Here is a 21,286-nt window from a genome sequence, read left to right as displayed (position 1 = left end):
AGGACATCTGCCGCGCACTCGGCACCGGCACCACCGCCAAGGACACCGAAGGTCTGCGCGCCAGACTCAAACGCCTCGTCGCCCGTCAGATCCTGGCCGAGCCCGAACCCGGTCTGTTCAGCCTCGCTCCATCGCCGCCGTCCAGTTAGCTCCTCGAGTAGCCCCCGAAACCCCGGTCAAACCCTCGGCGGACGAAACCTCTCGAATCAACCTCTTAGCGCTTCACCGCCAGCGTGAGGCCGTCGGCAAAGGACAGCATCGCCAGGTCGACCCGGTCGTCGGCGAGCAACGAGACGTTCAGCTCCCGGATGGTGACGGTGTCCTGGTCACGGTGTTCCTCGCCCAGAACCCGGCCGAAGAACACCGTGTTGTCCAGAACGACCAACCCGCCCCGGCGGACGAGTCGCAGCGCGGCCTCGTAGTAGTCCGGATAGCCCGCCTTGTCGGCGTCGATGAACACCAGGTCCACCGTGCCCGGTCCAAGTTCCCTCTCGAGCTCCGACAGGACCTCCCGCGCGGCACCGATGCGCACGTCGATGCGTTCGGCCACACCGGCACGCTCCCAGTACGGTGCGGCGATCATCGGCCACCTCTCGGAGATGTCCACCGTGAACAGCCGGCCACCGGGCCGGAGAGCCCGCGCCATGCACAGCGTGCTGTAGCCGGTGAAGGTACCGACTTCGACCACTGACAGAGACGCCGCGGTCAGCTTGACGAGCAACGCCAGCAACTGGCCCTCCTCCGGCATGATCTGCATCGCCCGGCCCATCGGCAGTGCGGCGGTCTCTCGACGCAGATCGGCGAGGATCTCGTCGTCCCGCAGTGAGACCTCCCGGACGTAACCGAGCAGGGCCTCGGTGAACTCAGTCTGCTGTGCCATCCGCATCCCATCCGGCTCGTATTTCCAGGGCATCGCGCAGCCCGGTCCGCGAGGTGACACCGAGCTTGGGGTAAACCTTGTAGAGGTGCCCGCTGACGGTGCGGTCCGACAGGCGCAGCCGGACGGCGATCTGCTTGTTCGTCAGGCCCTGGGCCGCGAGCCTGGCGACGGACTCCTCCTGCGCCGTGAGCCCAGCCGGCCCTGCGGCGGGCCGGGCGACCGCCAGGCCGGCGGCACGCAGCTCATGACGAGCCCGCTCCGCCCACGGCCTCGCCCCGAGCCTTTCCAGGATCTCCAGTGCCGCGCCCAGCTCCACGCGGGCCGGGCCGATCTCCTTGGAGCGCCGCAGCCGCTCACCGTACGCGAGGCGGATCCGGGCGTGCTCGAGCGGCCAGCGTTCGTGTCCCGGCGCGGCCAGCGCCTTCCGGAAGACCTCGTGTGTCCGGCTGTCCAGGGCAAGCAGGGCAGCGGCCCCGCAGGTCAGCATGGCCATCCGCGGGGACAGGCGGTCGAAGCCCGCCTCGCGCAGCGTCTCCAGATATGCAGCCGCCTGCTGACCGTGCCCGGTCCGCACGGCGGCATCGGCCAGATCGAACACGATGCAGCGGGCGCTGACCGGAAGGCGGGCCACCGCGCCGGCGGGCGCGATGCCGGCCAGGCTCGCATAGGCCTGTTCGTGGTCGCCGGTGCCCAGGGCCACCAGCGCCCGGGCATGGTGGGCCAGGATGATCGCCAGTCCGATCCCGCGCGGTGTGGCCCACCGCAGCACCTCGTCAGTCAGCTCCAGTGCCTGCTCGGTCTCACCGCGTACCGCAGCCAGCAGCGCGCGCTGGCACCGGGAAATGCCCTCCAGGGTACGCAGACCGCTGACGCCCGCCACGGCGGTGCCCTCCCGCAGCAGGGTCTCCGCCTCGTCCCAGCGCCCCGAGTGATATCGGTCCAGGACCTCAATATGGAGGCCGAACCTCGCCGTCGGCACTGCCCGGTTGTCGGCCGATGCATCGGGCAGGCCACGCAGCACCGGCAACAACTCGGTGACCGCGTCGAGGGCGACGGCGGTGGCGGAGAGAGACGCCGTCGAGAGGACGGTGAGCTCCGCCGGCGTCTTCGGCCAGCCGTCGAGCAGCTCCAGAAACCGCTCACGCATCGTGGAGGCGTCGCCGTCCCGACCGGAGAGAATCGCGCGGCATCGGAAGACGATGTCCGCCGACTCGAAATCAGTGAGGGCCAGCACAGTGTCCAGGGCAGCCCAGTGGTCCGGCCGGTCGGCGATGACACACACGTGGAACAGCATCTCCAGCGCCAACCGGCGCATCGGCACGCTGGTGGCGGGATCATCGAACACCCGCAGGAGGCGGCGGTGCGCCATGTCCACGTCGCCCCCGTCGAGCGAGAGGATGTACGCGCTGATCGCGGCGGCGTGGGTGTTGGCGCCCAACGCTCCCGCAGCCGCGTTGAGCTGCTTCGCCCACTGCAGCCAGCCGGCCCTGCAGGCCAGTTGGGCCGCGATGCCCAGCCGCTCGGCGCGACCGGCCAGGGCGGTACTCAGCTCGGCCGCACGGGCGAACATCTCAGCGGCCGTCGTGAGCACGCCCCGGCCTGCGGCGCGGTTGCCGGCCGCCGCCAGGGCGTCGGCCACGGCGTCGTCCGGGCCCAGCGCCGCCGCCGCCAGATGCGTGGCCCGGGCGTCCTGATCGGCGTTGGTCACCCCGGCCAGCCGGCGGTGTGCTGTCCGCAACTCGCCCCGGGTGGCCAGGTCGATCGTGGTCAGCCGGATCAGTGGATGAGTGAAGAGCAACCGGTCAGTGCCCATCGTGACGAGGTTGTGCCGTTCGGCCGGGCCGAGCTGAGTTGTCACATCGGTCTCGCCGGTCGCCTCGGCGATCGTCGCCAGATGGCACCTCTCGTCGAGAGCGGCGACCAGCAGGATCTGCCGGGCCGACTCGGGCAGTTCGCGAATCCGTGCACCGAAGTGCTCGCTGATCCGCGGGGTCACCGGCAGGTGGACAGGCAGCGGCAGGCTCGCGTACCGCTGCTCCTCGCTGAGCGCCTTCGGCAACTCGATCAGCGCCAGCGGGTTACCGCGAGCGTGGTCGAGCAGCACGCGCCGGACACGGCTGTGCAGTGCGGGGTGCCAGGCGTCGATCAGCAGGCCGGCGTCGTCATCCGACAACGGCGCGAGCTGACGGCCGTACTGCCCGGCGGCGGCGAGCAGCGGTCTGGGCTGGCGGACGGCGGCCACCATGACCAGGCCGGCCAGATCGCAGGTCCGGCGTGCGACGAAGGCGAGCAGTTCCGTGCTCTCCCGGTCGACCCACTGGGCATCGTCGACCAGCACCACCAGGCCACCGTCGTCGGCCAGATCGGTGACCAGGGACAGGGTGGCCACGCAGGTCGCCAGCCGACCGGGTGTTGGGCCGTCGGTGTGCCCGAGGATCCGAGACAGCGTGACCCGCTGATGGAGGGGCAGGCGGTCGAGGTCGCTCCGTAGGGAGTAGAGGAGCTGATGCAGGCCCGAGTAGGAAAGGTCGGCCTCGGCCGGCGCGCCGGTGATCCACACGACGCGGCGACCGGCCAGGCGAGCCTGTTCGTCCATGGCGCGAAGCAATGCCGTCTTGCCGACGCCGATGTCGCCGCTCACAAGCAATGCGGGGATGCGTTCACGGCCGCGCAGCAGGGCGTCGAGCAGCTCCGTCTCCGCTGACCTGCCGATCAACTCGGGCTGGACGGGCTGACCGTGGGGCCGCGCCAGGTGTCGCTCGTCGTCGCGTGCAGGGCCGGCGAGCAGGCCGAGCTGATGCCGGGCAAGCACCTCGTCACTCCCAGCCGATCGATGGGATGGACCCTTCCCGCTCACGATCACCGGCGCTGGGCCACCGCCAGGACATAGCCAGCCGCGGTGACGCCGCTGAAGCACCTGAACAGCTCAACCAACTGGTCGAAGTGCGCAGGCACGATCCTGCTGACGAAGTCCGCCCGGACCTCACGCATGCGTTCGGACAGCACCGCGAACGCTCGCATCACGTTCGCACTGATGTCTTCGAACTCCAGGACCTCGAAACCCGCCCGGTCCAGCTTGTCGGGCAATGATGCGATCGTCCGGCACTGTGTCACGGCGCAGAAGTTGTCGATGATCTCTTTCTCCGCGCCGCTCGCCGGGCACCTTTCGATGATGTCAGCGATGACCAGCCGCGCGCCGGGACGTAACACCGTGCCGATCTCCTGGAGCGCCCCGTCCTGGTCCGGCATGTGGATGAGGGATTCGATCGCGAAGGCTCCGTCGAACATACCGGGTCCAAACGGCAGATCCATCGCGTCAGCGTATCGGAAATGCACCCGGTGAGCCACGCCGAGCTCCCGCGCGCGGGCCTTGGCCGTCTCGATCTGCCCGTGGCTGACGGAGATTCCCGTCACCACCGCCTCGTCCTGTGTGGTGGCGAGCCGGAGCGACGCGGTACCCGCCCCGCAGCCGACATCCAGCACCTGGCTGCCGGGACCGGCACCGACGCGGTCGACCACCATGTCGGTGAGCCGCCCGGAGGCCTCGGCCACAGAAGCACGGTCCTCGTCGTCGCTCCAGTAGCCAACGTGGATGTTGCCGTCGAGCAGAGTGGTGAACAGTTCGGTCATGACGTCGTACATGTGCCCGACGTCGGTCGATACCGGCGCTGAATTCGCCATGTGCTGTGCCTTGCCTTCCTGGTCGGATTCTAAACGCCGAACCTGCTGTCGATCAGATTGAGCATCTCCTGCCGCGACGCGCTCATCAGATCGATCCCGGACGGCGTCGACCGATCGCCAAGATCGGACAGCAGACGCCCCAGCCGGTCGGTGACCTGCGGTCGGATGCCGTCGCCCGGGTCCAGCGACGAAAGCAGCGACTCCAGTCGGCCCAGCGCCTCCAGGACGGGCGATGGCGTGGCCTCCTGCACCGGCACGGCCGCCTCCCGCAGGTGAGCCGCCAGCTCCGTCGGGTTCGGATGGTCGAAGACCAGGGTGGGCAACAGCCGCAGGCCGGTCGCGGCCTGCAGTCGGTTGCGCAGTTCGACGGCCATCAGCGAGTCGAACCCCAGGTCCTTGAAGGTCCGCCCGGCACCCACGGCGTCAGGCCCCGGATGACCCAGGACGGCCGCGGCGTGCCCGCGCACCACGTCCACCAGCACACTGTGCTGCTCGCCGGGCGACAGCCCGGCCAGCCGATGCAGCACGTTGCGCTGTTCGGTGTTCCGGAGTGCCTGACCGGAACGCAGGCCGCGCATCATGGTGGACGGGCTTTCGTTCGCGGCCACGCCGAGACGCGCGGGCACCAGCAGGGGAACGTCGATCCGCAGCGCCGCGTCGAACAGGGCGAGTCCCTCGGCGGCAGACAGCGGCGCGACACCCGCCCGGTCCACCCGGGCGCGGCCGGTCTCGCCCATCGCGGACGCCATCCCGTCGCTCTGCGCCCACAGCCCCCAGGCCAGCGACTGGGCGGGGAGCCCTAGCGACCGGCGGTGCGCCGCCAGGCCGTCGAGCGTCGCGTTCGCCGCGGCGTACGCGCTCTGACCTGGGCTTCCCAGGATCCCGGCGGCGGAGGAGAACAGCGTGAAGAACGCCGGCGGCCGGTCCCTGGTCAACTCGTGCAGCGCGACGGCGGCGTCGGCCTTCGCCCGGAGCACGCCACCGACCCGCTCCGGCGTCATCGACTCGAGCACACCGTCGTCGAGCACGCCTGCCGCGTGAACGACCCCGCCGATCCGTACGCCCGCGAGCACGCGCGCCAGCGCGTCGCGGTCGGCGATGTCGACCGCGACCACGCGTGCCCCCAGTTGCTCGACGAGTTCCGCGGCGGCGGGAGACTCCGGGCCGCTCCTGCTCAGCACCAGCAGGTTCTGGACGCCACGGTCGACGACGAGATGACGCGCGATCAGCCGGCCGAGCGCTCCCGTGCCTCCGGTGATCACGACCGTCTCCTCGGGTGACACCAGCGGTCCTTCGTCTCCGGAAGCGGGGGGCACCGGTGTCCGCACCAGCCGGGGCACCAGCATCCGGCCGTCCCGGACCGCGATCTGGCTCTCCCCGGCCGCGACCACGGCGCCCAGCGCCCGCTCGTCGTGCGTGCCGTCGGTGTCGACGAGGACGAGGCGTTCGGGATGTTCCGACTGGGCCGAGCGTACGAGTCCCCAGACCCCTGCGGCACCCAGGTCGGAGACGACATCGCCGGCCGTCACCGCGACCGCCCCGGCCGTCTGGATCATCAGCCGCTCCTGATCGTCCCGGCGCTCGGCAAGCCATTCCTGCACCTGGCGAAGGGCGTCGGTGACCGCGTCGCGCGGGTGCCCGCCGCCACATCGCCGCACGTCGAACGCGATCCCGTCGGGCCCCTGCGCCTGCTCCACCGCCTGCCACTCCACCTGGAACATCGCCCGCCGGAGCACGGTGTCGGCCGCCAGCTGATCCGTCGTCACCGGCCGCAGCGTCAGGGAATCCACCGCGTACACCGGGCTGCCCGCCTGGTCGAACGCGGCGACCGCGATGGCGTCTGCACCGGTACGCCTGAGCCAGACCCGGGCCACCGAGGTGTCTGTGGCGAACACCGAGACACCGGTCCAGGCGAAGGGCAACCCGGCGGAGACGAGCAACGTGGCCGCGTGCAGGGAGGCGTCCAGCAGAGCCGGGTGCACGCTGTGGCGGCCGGCCTCCTCCACCGTCACCTCGGCGCAGACGACGTCGTCCCGCTTCCACACCGCACGCAGGCCCTGGAACGTCGGGCCGTACTCGAAGCCCTGGTCGGCGAGCCTCTCGTAGGTGCCGTCGGTGCTCACCTGCGTGGCTCCCGCCGGCGGCCAGGCTGTTTCGGCCAGCGGCAGGGGTGCCTCGCGGCTCGACAGGTGCCCGGTGGCATGGCAGGTCCAGCCAGGCTGATCCGGTACCCGGGAGTACACCTTCACCGCCCGCTGACCAGCGGTCCCGCTCGGCTCCAGCACGACCTGCAGAGAGACCTCGCCCTGCTCGGGCACAGCCATCGGCGTCGCGACGGTCAGGTCGTCGACAGCCGGGCAACCGACCAGCCGGCCGACGGTGAGGGCGAGGTCGACGAACGCCGCGCCGGGAAGAAGCACCACTCCACCGAACGCGTGATCGGCCAGCCACGGCTGGGCGTACCGCGACACGCGACCGGTCACGACCAGCCGATCCGAGTCGGGCGACTCCACCACCTCCCGGAGGAGGTCGTGGTCGAGGGCGGACGACCCGCGCCCGGCGTCGTGCGCCAGACTGATACCGCCGGCCCAGTACCGTTTGTGCTGGAAGGCATAGGTCGGCAGGTCGATCCGCCGCCCGGCGCCGCCGAGCCACCCGCGCCAGTCGACGGCCCGGCCGTCGGCGTGCGACCTGGCCAGCGCGGCGAGAAGTGCGACCGGCTCGGCCAGCCGACGGCGCTGCGCCGGCACCCACGGCACCTCCGCCGTGGCCAGTCCGGAGAGCACGGCGTCCGGACCGATCTCCACACAGGAGGTGACTCCCTGCCCGCCGAGGGCGTTCACACAGTCGGTGAACCGCACGGTGTCCCGGATGTTCGCCACCCAGTGCTCCGGCGAGCACAACTCCGCCGCCGAGGCGAGTCTTCCCGTTACGCCGGACACCAGCGGGAGGACGGGTGGCCGCAACTCCACCGTCTCCAGGACCCCGCGGAACTCCTCGAGCATGCCCTCGATCATCGGAGAGTGGAACGCGTGGCTCACCGCGAGCCGCGTAGTCCGGACGCCCCGGGCGGCCAGGTCGGCGGCGGCCGCGAGCACCGGCTGCTCCGCTCCGGAGAGCACGACGGCGGTGGGTCCGTTCACCGCTGCGACTGCCACCTGCTCGGACAGGTACGCTGCCACAGCCGCCTCGTCCGCGCGTACCGACACCATCGCACCGCCGGGCGGAAGTGCCTGCATCAACCGGGCGCGGGCCGCGACCAGGCGGGCCGCGTCGGGCAGGGACAGCACCCCGGCCACCTGCGCGGCGACCAGTTCGCCGACCGAGTGGCCGAGCACCACGTCCGGCCGGATACCGAAGGACCGCATCAGCTCGGTGAGCGCCACTTCGAAGGCGAACAACCCGGTCTGGGCGTACTCGGTCTGCTCGACCAGTTCCGGGGCGTCGCCCCAGAGGACCTCGCGCAACGGACGCGACAGGTGCCTGTCCAGCTCCACGGCGACCGCGGCGAAGGCTGCGGCGAACTGCGGAAAGGCCCGGACGAGTTCGCGGCCCATGCCCAGCCGCTGGGAACCCTGCCCGGTGAAGGCGAACGCCGTCAGCCCGGCCGGTCGGGCTTCGCCGGTGAACACCTCGGGGTCGTCCTCTCCCTTGGCCACCGCGGCGAGGCCCCGCCGCAGGTCCGCCCGGCTCGAACCGGTCACCACCGCGCGATGCGCGAACGCCGGACGGGTGATCAACGAGCGTGCCACGTCGGCAGGGTCCGGCTCCTCCTGGCGGTCCAGGTGGGCCAGCAGCCGCCCGGCCTGCGTCCGCAGGGCTTCGGGCGTTCGCCCGGATACCGGCCAAGGCAGGCTGGGGGGCGTCGTCGCGACGTGGTCCGGTCCCGCTGCCGACTGCGGACGCTCGGCCGGCGGTTCCTCGATGATGACGTGCGCGTTGGTTCCGCTCACGCCGAATCCGGAGATCCCCGCCCGCCGCGGTTGCTGCCCGCGGGGCCAGTCGCGCGGATCGAGGAGCAGGCGTACGCCGCCGCTCGACCAGTCCACCTGGCGGCTCGGCTCGTCCACGTGCAACGTACGGGGCAGCCGGCCGTGACGCATCGCGAAGATCATCTTGATGATGCCGGCGACGCCCGCAGCGGCCTGCGTGTGGCCTATGTTGGACTTTATCGATCCCAGCCACAGCGGTCGCTCTGCGGGCCGGTCACGTCCGTAGGTGGTGAGCAGTGCCTGCGCCTCGATCGGGTCGCCGAGGGTGGTTCCGGTGCCGTGCCCCTCGACCACGTCGACCTCGCCCGCGGTCAGGCCGGCGGCCACGAGCGCCTGACGGATCACCCGCTGCTGCGCCTTGACGCTCGGGGCGGTGAAGCCGTTCGACGCACCGTCCTGGTTGACCGCGCTACCGCGCACCACCGCCAGCACGGTGTGCCCGTTGCGCAGGGCGTCCGACAGCCGTTCCACCACCAGGACGCCCACGCCCTCGGCGAACCCGGTGCCGTCCGCGGCCTCGGCGAAGGACCGGCACCGGCCGTCCTCGGAGAGCCCCCGGCGGCGGCCGAACTCGATGACCGCCTCCGGCGTCGCCATGACGGCGACCCCGCCCACCAGCGCCAACCCGCATTCCTTGGCACGCAGCGCCCCGGCGGCCACGTGCATCGCCACCAGCGACGCCGAGCAGGCGGTGTCCAGGGTCATCGCGGGCCCCTCCAGGCCCAGCGTGTACGAGATCCGGCCGGAGATCATGGCGCCGGTCCCCGTGCTGCCGAGATAGTCGTGGTACATGGCGCCGACGAACACACCGGTGTCGCTGCCCCGCAGCGTGGTCGGGTCGATTCCGGCCTGTTCGATCGCCGACCAGGACACCTCGAGCAGCAGCCGCTGCTGGGGGTCCATCTCCAGGGCCTCCCGCGGCGGGATTCCGAAGAAGTCCGCGTCGAAGACCCCCGCGTCGTGCAGGAATCCACTGCCGCGGGTGTAGGTGTGCCCAGGCATCCCCGGCTCGGGGTGGTAGAGGTCCTCGGCCCAGCCCCGGTCGGTGGGCAGCTGCGTGATCCCGTCGCCGTCCCCGACGACGAACTGCCACAGCTCTTCCGGCGACCCCACCCCGCCCGGGTACCGGCAGGCCATTCCCACGATCGCTATCGGCTCCCGGAGCGACTCGGCCAGTCCGGAGTTGCGCAGGCGCAGCCGTTCGTTCTCCTTGACAGCGGCGCGAAGCGCCTGGACCAGCTTCTCGTCGGTCATGGAGCTGAGACCTCCTCGTCTAGGTCGCCCGGGTGGGCACCGTCAAGCGCCATGGCGATGAGGCTCTCGGTGTCCAGATCGTCGATCGCTTCCAGAGCACGCGCCCGTGCCGGATCGCCGGCGGCCAACGCGAGCAGGCTGTCCCACAGGCCCGACTCGCGCAGCTCGCTCATCGGGATGGTGTGCAGCAGCTGCCGGACCTGCTCGTCGCCGACGGGGCCGGCGGCCTGCTCTGCTGCGGGGGACAGCACCGTCTCCAGGTGCACGGCCAGCTCGTGCACACTGGCGTGCTCGAAGACCATGGTGGCGGGCAGTCGCAGGCCGCTGGCGTCGTTGAGACGGTTACGGAATTCGACAGCCATCAGCGAGTCGAACCCGAGGTCGGTGAAGGCCCGGTGCGGGCCGATCGCCGATGTCGTGGGGTGCCCCAGCACTGCGGCCGCATGGCCGCCCACCAGGTCCAGGAGCATTCGCATCCGGTCCTCCGTGGAGCGCCCCACCAACCTGGCACGGAAGTCGTCGCGCCGGGGCTCCTCCCGTGCGGATCGCGGCAGCAGGCTCCGGAGCAACGGTGCGGTCGCCTCCCCGGGCGTCGGTTGCAGTCGGGCCGCCACCACCACGGGCCGGGCGCACCGGAGCGCGGCGTCGAACAGCAGCAGACCGTCCTCCGTCGGCAGGGGAACGACCCCGGCACGCGCCGCGCGCGCCCGGTCGGCCGCCCCCATGCCGCCCGTCAGGCTCGAGCTTCTCTCCCACAGGCCCCAGACGATCGACTGGGCCGGCAGCCCCCGGGCTCGCCGGCGCGTCACCAACGCGTCCAGCGCCGCGTTGGCGGCCGAGTAGGCGGCCTGCCCGGCGTTGCCCAGCGTCCCCGCGAGCGAGGAGAACATCACGAAGAACGACAGATCCTGGTCGCGGGTCAACTCGTCCAGCCACCTCGCGGAGGTGACCTTGGTGGACATCACCCGCCGGACGCGATCCGGCGTCAGCGACTCCACCGGGCCGTCGTCGAGCAGCACCGCGGAGTGCACGACCCCGCCGATCCGTACGCCGTGCAGAGCCCGGCTCAGCGCCTCGCGATCGGACACGTCGACCGCAAGCACCCGCGCGCCCAGCTCGGCCGCGAGCTCGGCGGCTTCGGGCGTGGCCGGCCCGCTTCGGCTCAGCAGCAACAGGTCGCGGACGCCGTGCTCGGCCACGAGTCGCCGGGCGACCAGTGCGCCGAGGCCGCTGGTGCCCCCGGTGATCACCACGGTGGCCTCCGGATCGACGGCGGGGAAGTCCGCACCCGCCGCCGTGGGCACCAGCCGAGGCACCAGAACGCCGCCGGACCGCACCGCGACCTGGGGCTCGTCCCACCCGGAGAGGTCCGTCGGCAGATCCTGGACGCCCTCGGCCGGGAGGTCGGCCAGGATGAACCTGCCGGGGTGTTCGACCTGAGCGGACCGCACCAGGCCCCAGACGGCCGCCGCCCCGGGCTGCGGCGGGTCGTCCTCCGGGGTTGTCTGGACCGCGCCGCGGGTCACCAGCACCAGCGGCCGGCCGGCGGTGCCGGCCAGGCGGTTCTGGAGGATCTCCAGGACGTCGCCGGCATCCTCACCGGTGATGTCGATCCGGTCGTGGCCGTCGGTGACGGCGGGGCCGGGGCGTTCCCCGGGTTGCCATTCGACCGCGAACAACGCGTCGCGCACCCGGCTCTCGGCCGTGTGGCCGCGCAGGGTCAGCGAATCCACGGTCACGACGAGGGTGCCGGCCTCGTCCGTCGCGTCGACCGACAGAGTGTCCGGACCGGTGCGCCACACTCTCGCGCGCAGGATCGCACCGCCCGGCCCGTGGAAGCGCAGGCCGCTCCACAGGAAGGGCACCCGGCCCCGGTGGCCGCCCTCCAGGAACACCGAAGCGTGCAGGACCGCGTCCAGCAGGGCCGGGTGTATTCCGTAGCCCTGCGGATCGACGGTGACCCGGGCCTCCACGAGGACCTCGTCGCCGGCACGCCAGGCCGACCGCAGGCCCCGGAAGGCCTCGCCGTAGGCGAAGCCCCGGCTGGTAAGCCCGGCGTAGAGCCCGTCGAGGTCGATCGGCACCGCCCCGGGCGTGGGCCATTCGCCCGCCGGGCTGCCGGCCTCCGGCACCGCCGGGGAGAGCAGGCCCGCCGCGTGCTGCGTCCACGGACCATCGTCATCACCGGTCCGGGCGTAGACCGCGACCGGACGCCGGCCGGAGTCGTCCGGGCCGTCGACGATCACCTGCACCTGCACGGTGTCGGCGGCGGGCAGGACCAGAGGCGTCCGGAGCATCAGTTCGTCGAGAACGACACAGTCGACAGCCTGCCCGGCGCGACGTACCAACTCCACGAAGCCGGTGGCCGGGAAGAGGTTCACGCCGTGGACGACATGGTCGGCCAACCAGGGCTGGGCGGCGACGGACAGCCTGCCGGTGAAGACCCATCCGCCCCGGTCGGGCAGGTCCACTCCGGCGCCGAGCAGGGCATGGTCCACGGCGTCCAGCCCGGCCCGGGTGACATCGCCGGTCGCGAGGGTGGCGCTGGGCCAGAACCGTGTGGACTGGAAGGGGTACGTCGGCAGGTCGACCCGGCGGGCGCCCGGGAACAACGCCGGCCAGTGCACCTCGACGCCGTGCACGTGGGCGCGTGCGGTCGCGGTGATCGCGGCGACGTCCTCGGGCTGGCTGCGCCTGCACAACGGGATGTTGACCGCGTCGCGCGGGCCCAGCGCCGACAGCACCGAGTCCGGCCCGATCTCCAGGGACACGGTGACGCCGAGTTCGCTGAGCCGTGCGACCCGATCGGCATACCGCACCGTGTCGCGGATGTGCCGGACCCAGTAGCCGGGCTCGGTGACGTCGCCACCTGCGACGAAGTCGATCACGGGTTTGCTGAACGTCAGGCGGTCGACGACCTCCTGGAACTCGGCGAGGACCGGCTGCATCAGGTGCGAGTGGAAGGCGTGCGACACCCGCAGCCGGGTCGACTGGTCGAATCCGGCGGCCGTCCGCAGGACCGCTTCCTCCGCACCCGCGATCACCACCGCCCGGGGGCCGTTGACCGCGGCGATGGACACCTCGTCGGAGAGCAGCGGCAGGACCTCCTCCTCACCTACCCGCAGGGCCACCATCGCCCCGCCCCCGGGCAACGCCTGCATCAGGCGGGCACGCTCGGCCACCAGCGTGCACGCGTCGTCCAGCGAGAGCACACCGGCGACGTGGGCGGCTGCGATCTCGCCGATCGAGTGCCCGGCCACGTGATCGGGCACGATCCCCCAGGACTCGATCAGCCGGAACAGCGCCACCTGGAACGCGAACAGAGCGGGCTGGGCGTTGCCGGTCTCCCCGAGCCGGGCCTGGTCCTCGCCGAAGAGCACGTCGCGGATCGGCAGCCTGGCCAGCACCTCCTCCATGGCCTGCGTGAAGGCGGGATAGCGGCGGTACAGTTCGGCGCCCATCCCGGGCCGCTGCGAGCCCTGACCGGAGAAGACCATCGCCAGCCGGGGCGCGGACGCGGCCGCGGCCCGGAAGAGTCCGGCACGCTCGCCTCCGGACACCAGTGTCTCCAGGGCCGCGCCGAACTCGGCCCGGTCGCCGGCCACGATGGCCGCGCGGTGCTCGAACGCCGTCCGGGTGGTCGCCAGCGAGTAGCCGACGTCGGTCGGATCGAGCTCCGCAGACGACAACAGCTGCTCCGCCCGTGCTCGCAGAGCGGCCGGACTCTTCGCCGAGATCACCCACGGAACGACGGGCGGGGCAGGCGACCCTGGCACAGCAGGTGACTCCGGCACCGCCGGCTCCTCCACCGGCCCCTCCAGAATCACATGCGCATTCGTCCCACTGATCCCGAACGACGACACCCCCGCCCGCCGGACACGACCCACCTCCGGCCACACCCGCGCCTCACCCAACACCCGCACCGCCCCACTCGACCAATCCACCTGCGACGACGGCACCGACACATGCAACGACGCAGGCAACACCCCGAACCGCAACGCCTGCACCATCTTGATCACACCCGCCACACCCGCCGCCGCCTGCGTATGACCCAAATTCGACTTCACCGACCCCAACCACAACGGCCGCCCCACCGACCGACCCTGCCCATACGTCGCCAACAACGCCTGCGCCTCAATCGGATCACCCAACCGCGTCCCCGTACCATGCCCCTCCACCACATCCACATCACCCACCCCCAAACCCGCCCGCACCAACGCCTGACGAATCACCCGCTGCTGAGCAACACCACTCGGCGCCGTCAACCCATTCGACGCACCATCCTGATTAACCGCACTCCCCCGCACCACCGCCAACACCACATGACCCCGACGACGCGCATCCGACAAACGCTCCACCACCACCACACCCACACCCTCCGACCAGGCGGTGCCGGCCGCCGAGTCCGAGTACGAGTGACAGCGGCCGTCAGGTGACAGGCCGCCCTGCCGGGAGAACTCGATGAAGGTCGTCGGCGTGGCCATGACGGTGACGCCGCCGGCGAGGGCGAGCGAACACTCCCCAGCCCGCAGCGCCTGCGCCGCCAGATGCAGCGCCACCAGGGACGACGAACACGCGGTGTCCACGGTGATCGCCGGGCCCTGCAGACCCAGCGCGTAGGAGACCCGGCCGGACACCACGCTGGAGGCGCGGCCGGCGAGCGTGTAGCCCTCGACGCCGGCGGTCGTCTGTTGCAGGACTCCGTAGTCCTGGCCGTTCGTACCGGCGAAGACCCCCGTGTCGCTGTCGCGCAGTGTGGCCGGGTCGATGCCGGCCCGTTCCAACGCCTCCCAGGAGACCTCCAGGAGGAGCCGCTGCTGCGGGTCGGTGGCCAGGGCCTCGCGCGGAGAGATCCCGAAGAACTCCGCATCGAAGTCACCGGCGTCCGTGAGGAAACCGCCGCCCCGGGCGTGGGTGTGGCCGGGGGCACCCTGCCGGGGATCGTAGAGGTCCACCGGCCACCCGCGATCCGTCGGGAAGCCGGTGATCGCGTCGCCCTCCTCGGCCACGAACCGCCACAGGTCGTCGGCCGAACGGATACCACCCGGAAAACGGCAGGCCATCCCCACGATCACCACCGGATCGTCGGCGACGACCGCGGCGGCCGGTGTGGGCTCCGTCCGCTTCCCGCTGATCAGCAGTTCCCGCAGGTGCTCGACCAGACGTACGGGGGTGGGGTGGTCGAAGGCGACCGTGGTCGGCAACCGCAGGCCGGTCGCCTTGTTGAGCCGGTTGCGGAACTGCACCGACATCAAGGAGTCGAAGCCGAGGTCGCGGAACGCGTGATTCGGCGGGACCTGGGACGCGTCGCCGTGACCGAGCACGAATGCCGCCTCGGCACCGACCAGGTCCCGCAGATAGCTGTTCTGCTCGGGGACGGACATGCCCTCGAGCCGGGCGACGGGCGTCGTGGGCTCCACCGCCTCCTGCGGGGACCGCCGTTCCTCGTCGATGTCGGCGACGACCAGGAAGGTCTCGTCCCGGTCGAGGGCCTCCTGGAGGGCGTCGACCGCGGTTTCGGCCCGCATCGCGACCAGGCCCTGGCTGGCCAGCCTGCGGTTGCGCCGACGGGCTTCCGGCGTGTCCCAGGCACCCCACGCGATCGAGGTCGCCGTGCGACCCTGTCGCCTTCTGCGGTACGCAAGGCTGTCGAGGAACGCGTTTCCCGCGGCGTAGGCGCCCTGCCCCGCGTTGCCGAGGACACCGGCGACCGAGGAGAACAGGACGAACGCGGAAAGATCGAGATCCTGGGTCAGCTCGTGCAGGTTGGTCGCCGCGTCGACCTTCGGCCGTAGGACGGCATCGAGGCTCTCCGGGGTGATATCGGCCAGCACGGCGTCGTCGAGCACCATGGCCGAGTGGAACACCGCGGTCAACGGGCACTCCTCGGGCACCTCGGCGAGCACCCGAGCCAGGGCCTCACGGTCGGCGGCGTCGCAGGAGACGATGTCGACGCGAGCGCCCAGTTCGGACAGCTCCGCCGTGAGTTCGGCCGCTTCCTCAGCGCCGGGGCCGCGCCGGCTCAGGAGCAGCAGGTGTTCGACGCCGTTACGGGCCAGCCAGCGGGCCACATGCCGGCCCACGGCCCCGGTTCCCCCGGTCACCAGCACTGTCCCGGAGGGTTTCCACCGCCGGCGTGCCGGAGCGGTCGTGTGCTGTGCCGCCGGACTCACCCGACGGACGTACGTTCCGCCGGCCCGGATCGCGAACCGGTCCGCGCGGCCCCGGCCGGCCAGGACCCGGCACAGGCGAGCGGTCACCTGGTCGCTGCCGGGTGATCCGGGCAGGTCGACGAGGCCGCCCCAGCGGTCCGGCAGTTCCAGGGCGGCCACGGCGCCCAGGCCCCAGACCAGGGCGCCGGCAGTACCCGTCACGGTGTCGTCGGGTTCGGCCGGCACCGCGCCATCGGTCAGCAGCCACAACGGCGCAGCGCTCCCGGTGTCCTCGATCGCCTGGACGAGGGCCACCGTGGCAGCCAACCCCGAGGGCACGCAGGGGTGTTCCGGCAGTGGTTCGTCGGCAGCGGCCAGGAAGGACAGCACGCCGCGCAGAGCGCTTCCCGCAGAGGTGATCAGCTCGGCCAGTTCGGCCCGGCCGGTGGCGCCGGCCTGCACGTCGGCGTGGACGACGTCGACTCCGCGGGCGGCGAGCGCCTCGGCCCAGGCGCACCCCCACGCGTCGCCGGCCGTCAGCACCAACCACGTTCCGTGCAGTGCAGCGCCGTCACCGGCACCCGCCCCTTCGGACGGCGGCGCGGTGTCGAAGTCCGCCGGTTGCCAGGTGACGTGGTGACGCCAGGCATCGGAAGCCGGCCGCTTGCGGTCCGCTGTGGTCAGCCAGAAGCGTTGGTGTTGGAAGGGGTAGGTCGGTAGATCCACCCGACGACCACCACGAAGCACCGGCCCCCAATCCACATCCACACCAGCCGCGAACACCTCACCCAACGACAACAAGAACCGCTGCAAACCACCCTCACCACGACGCAACGTCCCCACCACCGCCACACCCACACCCGCACCGGCACCGGCACCCGCACCCGCACGAGCCTCGACCACCTCCTCCACCGCCATCGTCAACACCGGATGCGGACTCACCTCAACAAAAACATCAAACCCCTCACCCAACAACCCACCCACCGCACCCTCAAAACCCACCACCTCACGCAAATTCCGACACCAATAACCCGCATCCAAACTCCCCCCATCAACCACCCCACCCACCACGGTCGAATAAAAAGGCACCCCACCCGAAACCGGCACCACCGACCCCAACTCCACACCCAACCGACCCAAAACCTCATCCACCTGAACCGAATGCGCCGCATAATCCACATCAACAACCCGCGCCCACACCCCCAACTCCCCACAACGCGCAACCAACTCCCCCAACGCCCCCAACTCACCCGACACCACCACCGACGACGGCCCATTCACCGCCGCCACACCAACCCGACCACCCCACCCCACCAACAAACCCTCCACCACACCCACCGACACCCCCAACACCGCCATACCACCCCGACCCGACAACACCCGCAACAACCGACTCCGCACCGCCACCACCCGCGCCGCATCCCCCAAACTCAACACCCCCGCCACACACGCAGCAGCAATCTCACCCTGCGAATGCCCCACCACCACACTCGGCACCACCCCATGCACCCGCCACACCTCAGCCAACGACACCATCACCGCAAACAACACCGGCTGCACCACATCAACCCGATCCAAACCCACCCCACCCGAAACCACCTCCAACAAATCCCACTCCACAAAAGGAGCCAACGCCACAGCACACTCACCCATACGAGCCGCAAAAACCGGCGACGAAACCAACAACTCCGCCGCCATACCCACCCACTGCGAACCCTGACCCGGAAAAACAAAAACCACACCCCGCCCACCACCACCACCAACACCACCCACCACATTCACACCACCACGCCCCTGCGCCACCCCCACCAACCCCGACCGCAAACCCTCCCCCACACCCACCACCACAGCCCGAACACCAAAAACCGACCGCAACCCCAACGAAAAAGCAACATCCACATCACCCACACCACCCACCACACCCAACAACCCACCCGCCACCGCCCGCAACGCCACCTCCGAACGAGCAGAAAGAACCCACGGAACCACCGACGAAACAGACCCCGACAAAACAACAGACGACCCCGACACAGCAGGAGACTCCCGCACCACAGAAGACCCCGACACCACAGAAGACCCCGACACCACCGGCTCCTCCACCGGCCCCTCCAAAATCACATGCGCATTCGTCCCACTGATCCCGAACGACGAGACGGCAAACCTCCGCGGACGGCCGGTGACCGGCCATGGAATGGACTCGCGCAGCAGCGCGACGTTGCCCGTCGTCCAGTCGATCCGAGGCGAGGGCACATCGGCGTGCAGCGTCCTGGGCAGCCTGCCCTGTCCCATCGCGCAGATCATCTTGATCACGCCGCCGACACCCGCGGCGGCCTGAGTGTGGCCGATGTTGGACTTCAGCGAGCCGAGCCACAGCGGCCGGCTCGGCGGTCGGTGCCGACCATAGGTGGCCAGGAGGGCCTCGGCCTCGATCGGGTCACCGAGCCGCGTCCCGGTGCCATGGGCCTCCACCGCGTCCACGTCCTGCGCCGCCAGGCCGGCGACGTCGAGCGCCTGCCGGATGAGAGCCTCCTGGGCGGCACCGTTGGGCGCGGTCAGGCCGTTGCTCGCGCCGTCGGAGTTGATCGCCGAACCGCGCAGCACGGCCAGCGGCTGGTGCCCGTTACGACGCGCGTCGGAAAGCCTCTCCAGCACCAGCACGCCGGCCCCCTCGGCCCAGGCAGTGCCGTCGGCGTCGGCCCCGAACGCCTTGCACCGGCCGTCGGGGGCGAGTCCCCGCTGCCGGCTGAACTCCACGAACATGCCCGGACTGGCCATCACGGTCACACCACCGGCCAGCGCGAGGGTGCATTCTCCGTGCCGCAGCGACTGCGCCGCGAGGTGCATGGCGACCAACGACGACGAGCATGCCGTGTCCACGGTGACCGCGGGTCCGGCGAGACCCAGGGCGTAGGCGATCCGGCCGGAGACGACACTCACGGTGCCGCCCGTCAGCCGGTAGCCGTCCGAGCCCTCGCCGGTCGCGTCGAGTCGAGGTCCGTACTCCTGGTCCGTCGCGCCGACGAAGACGCCCACTCGGCCGTCCCTCAGGCTAAGGGGATCGATTCCGGCACGCTCGATGCCCTCCCATGACACCTCCAGCAGGAGGCGCTGTTGTGGGTCCATCGCCGCCGCTTCGCGCGGGCTGATGCCGAAGAACTCGGCGTCGAACTCCGCCGCGTCGCGGAGAAACCCGCCATGCCGGACGTAGGACGTGCCGGGCCGGTCCGGATCCGGGTCGAAGAGGCGTCTCAGGTCCCATCCCCGGTCGGTCGGCAGCGGTGTGATCGCGTCGGTACCCCCGTCGACCAGACGCCACAGGTCCTCCGGCGACCGGACACCACCCGGGTAACGGCAGGCCATGCCCACCACCACGACCGGGTCGTCCGTGGTCCGGAGGGTGGCCGGCGCCGACGGCGGCGGTGCGGATTCGCCGGCGAGTTCCCCGCGCAGGAACTCCGCGAGCCCGGCGGGTGTGGGGAACCGGAACGTCAGGCCGGCGGCGAGTCGCAGGCCGGTGGCGGTGCTCAGCCGGGCGGTGACACTCGTGACGCCCATCGAGTCGAGCCCGAGGTCCTCGAAGGTCCGATGCGGGTCGACCGCGTCACCGGTCTCGTACCCGAGTTCCGCCGCCACGGTGGTACGGATCAGCTCGAGCGTGTCCGGGACCGGACCGCCCGGCGCGGCTGGCGCGGCGACCTCCCCCACCCAGTACCGCCTCCGGGTGAACGCATATGTCGGCAGGTCGACGTACCCGTCCGGGTCCGGTTCCAGGTCGGACAGCCAGTCGGTCGCGGCGTCGGTGCTCCCGCGACCGGCCGCGACCTCCGCCAGCGCGCCCCGGTGTCCGGCGGCGCCCTCCCCGTCGATGACGGCGTGGTGTTCGAAACGCGTCCTGGTCAGAGCGAGGGAGCGCCCGACAGCGTCGGGGTCCGCGTCGGGATGCTCCTCCAGCCACGTCATCAGGGCTGCGGCCTGGGTCCTCAGGGCTTGCGGCGTCGGTGCCGAGATCAGCCAGGGCACGTGCGTGCCGGGCCGGGCCGGCGAGCGGTTGGCGGTTGGTGGGGGCGCGTCAGTGAGGACGAGGTGACAGTTCACCCCGCCCATTCCGAAGGAACTCACGCCGGCCAGCAGCCGTCCGCCGGCCGGCCACGGCTCCAGGGTGGTCTGCACCCGCAGTCGCAGTTCGTCGAACGGGATCTCGGGGTTCGGCCGCGTGAAGTTGAGGCTCGGCGGCAGCTGGCGGTGCCGCAGGCTCAGCACGAGCTTGAGTAGCCCGACCACGCCGGCCGCACCCTCGAGGTGCCCGACGTTGGTCTTGGCCGAACCCACCAGCAGCGGCCGGCCGGCCGGGTGATGGCGGCCGACGGCCGCGCCGAGCGCCCGAGCCTCGACCGGGTCACCCACCCTGGTGCCGGTGCCGTGCAGCTCGACATACTGCACGGCGGCGGGATCGACGCCGGCCTGCCGGTGGGCCTGCTCGATGACCTCCCGTTGAGCGTCCGGGCTGGGCACGGTGAGCTGGTTGTCACCGCCGTCGTGGTTGACCGCGCCACCGAGGATGACGCCGTGGATCCGGTCGCCGTCCGCGACCGCCCGGGACAGCAACTTGAGCACCACGACGGCACCACCTTCGCCGCGCACGTAGCCGTTGGCGCGCTCGTCGAAGGTGTAGCAGCGCCCGTCCGGCGACAGGCCGCCGAACCGGGTCGCGCCGAGGGTGGTCTCGGCGCGGATGTTGATGTTGACGCCACCGGCGATGGCCGCCGTGGACTCGCCCCGGCGCAGGCTCTCGCATGCCTGGTACACGGCGACGAGCGAGGATGACTGCGCCGTGTCCACCGTCATGCTGGGCCCGCGCAGGCCGAAGAAGTGGGACACGCGGTTCGCGATGATGCCGCGGCCGATGCCGGCGATGGCGTGCTGGTCCACGGCCTCCGGGTCGGCGTGCAGAACCAACGTCGCGTAGTCGTCCCACATCGCTCCGACGTAGACGCTGGTTGCGGTGTCGCGGAGCTGGGCGGGAGGGATCCTGGCGTCCTCCAGGGCCTCCCAGCTCAGCTCGAGCAGCAGCCGCTGCTGCGGGTCCATGGCCGCCGCGGCGCGGGGCGGGATGCCGAAGAAGTCAGCGTCGAAGGTGTCGATCGTGTCGAGGAACGCTCCGAAGCGGTGTGGCAGCGCGGGGCCGGGCCAGCGTCCCGGCGGCGCCTCGCCCACCGCGTCCAGCCCGTCGGTCAACATGCGCCAGAAGTGTCGGGGGGTCGGCGCCTTCGGCAGCCGGCAGGCCACACCGACGACGGCGACGGATTCACCCGCCGTACTGCTCATGC

Annotated in this window: 4 protein-coding genes and 1 pseudogene; all 5 read right to left on the bottom strand. The window is 71.2% G+C overall.

Translation table 11 applies throughout. The annotated features are described in order from the left end of the window. Positions 1 to 214: 214 nt before the first annotated feature. The 5 genes and pseudogenes from ACIG87_RS27605 to ACIG87_RS27585 all read right to left on the bottom strand — a co-directional run bounded on the left by ACIG87_RS27605 (position 215) and on the right by ACIG87_RS27585 (position 21,284). Entirely contained in the window at positions 215 to 880 is a 666-nt protein-coding gene (locus tag ACIG87_RS27605) for an O-methyltransferase (RefSeq protein WP_396854405.1), read from the bottom strand. After that, complete coding sequence (locus ACIG87_RS27600; protein WP_396854403.1) at positions 864 to 3,692, bottom strand: AAA family ATPase; 2,829 nt, start codon at positions 3,690 to 3,692, stop codon at positions 864 to 866. Before ACIG87_RS27600 ends, ACIG87_RS27605 begins: the two co-directional genes overlap by 17 nt. A 47-nt stretch (positions 3,693 to 3,739) precedes the next feature. Continuing rightward, positions 3,740 to 4,561 carry an SAM-dependent methyltransferase gene (locus ACIG87_RS27595; RefSeq protein WP_396854401.1) on the bottom strand — a complete coding sequence of 274 codons (822 nt, stop codon included), beginning with the start codon at positions 4,559 to 4,561 and terminating at the stop codon, positions 3,740 to 3,742. Positions 4,562 to 4,590: 29 nt separating this feature from the next. Further along, positions 4,591 to 9,804 (bottom strand): annotated as a pseudogene (locus ACIG87_RS27590) (type I polyketide synthase); the annotation flags it as partial. After that, positions 9,804 to 21,284, bottom strand: a complete 11,481-nt coding sequence (locus ACIG87_RS27585; protein ID WP_396854399.1) for an SDR family NAD(P)-dependent oxidoreductase — start codon at positions 21,282 to 21,284, stop codon at positions 9,804 to 9,806. The pseudogene ACIG87_RS27590 and the gene ACIG87_RS27585, both read right to left, overlap by 1 nt. Positions 21,285 to 21,286: the final 2 nt, after the last annotated feature.

It is taken from the genome of Micromonospora sp. NPDC051925 (assembly GCF_044548625.1).
Classification (GTDB): domain Bacteria; phylum Actinomycetota; class Actinomycetes; order Mycobacteriales; family Micromonosporaceae; genus Micromonospora.
The sequence above is the reverse complement of the archived record's forward strand: the minus strand, read 5'-3'. Positions and strand labels throughout refer to the sequence as shown.

Bases quoted from the DNA above. Each gene is read 5' to 3' on its own strand.
- ACIG87_RS27605 (WP_396854405.1), bottom strand. From the start codon at position 880: ATGGCACAGCAGACTGAGTTCACCGAGGCCCTGCTCGGTTACGTCCGG.
- ACIG87_RS27585 (WP_396854399.1), bottom strand. From the start codon at position 21,284: ATGAGCAGTACGGCGGGTGAATCCGTCGCCGTCGTCGGTGTGGCCTGC.
- ACIG87_RS27595 (WP_396854401.1), bottom strand. From the start codon at position 4,561: ATGGCGAATTCAGCGCCGGTATCGACCGACGTCGGGCACATGTACGAC.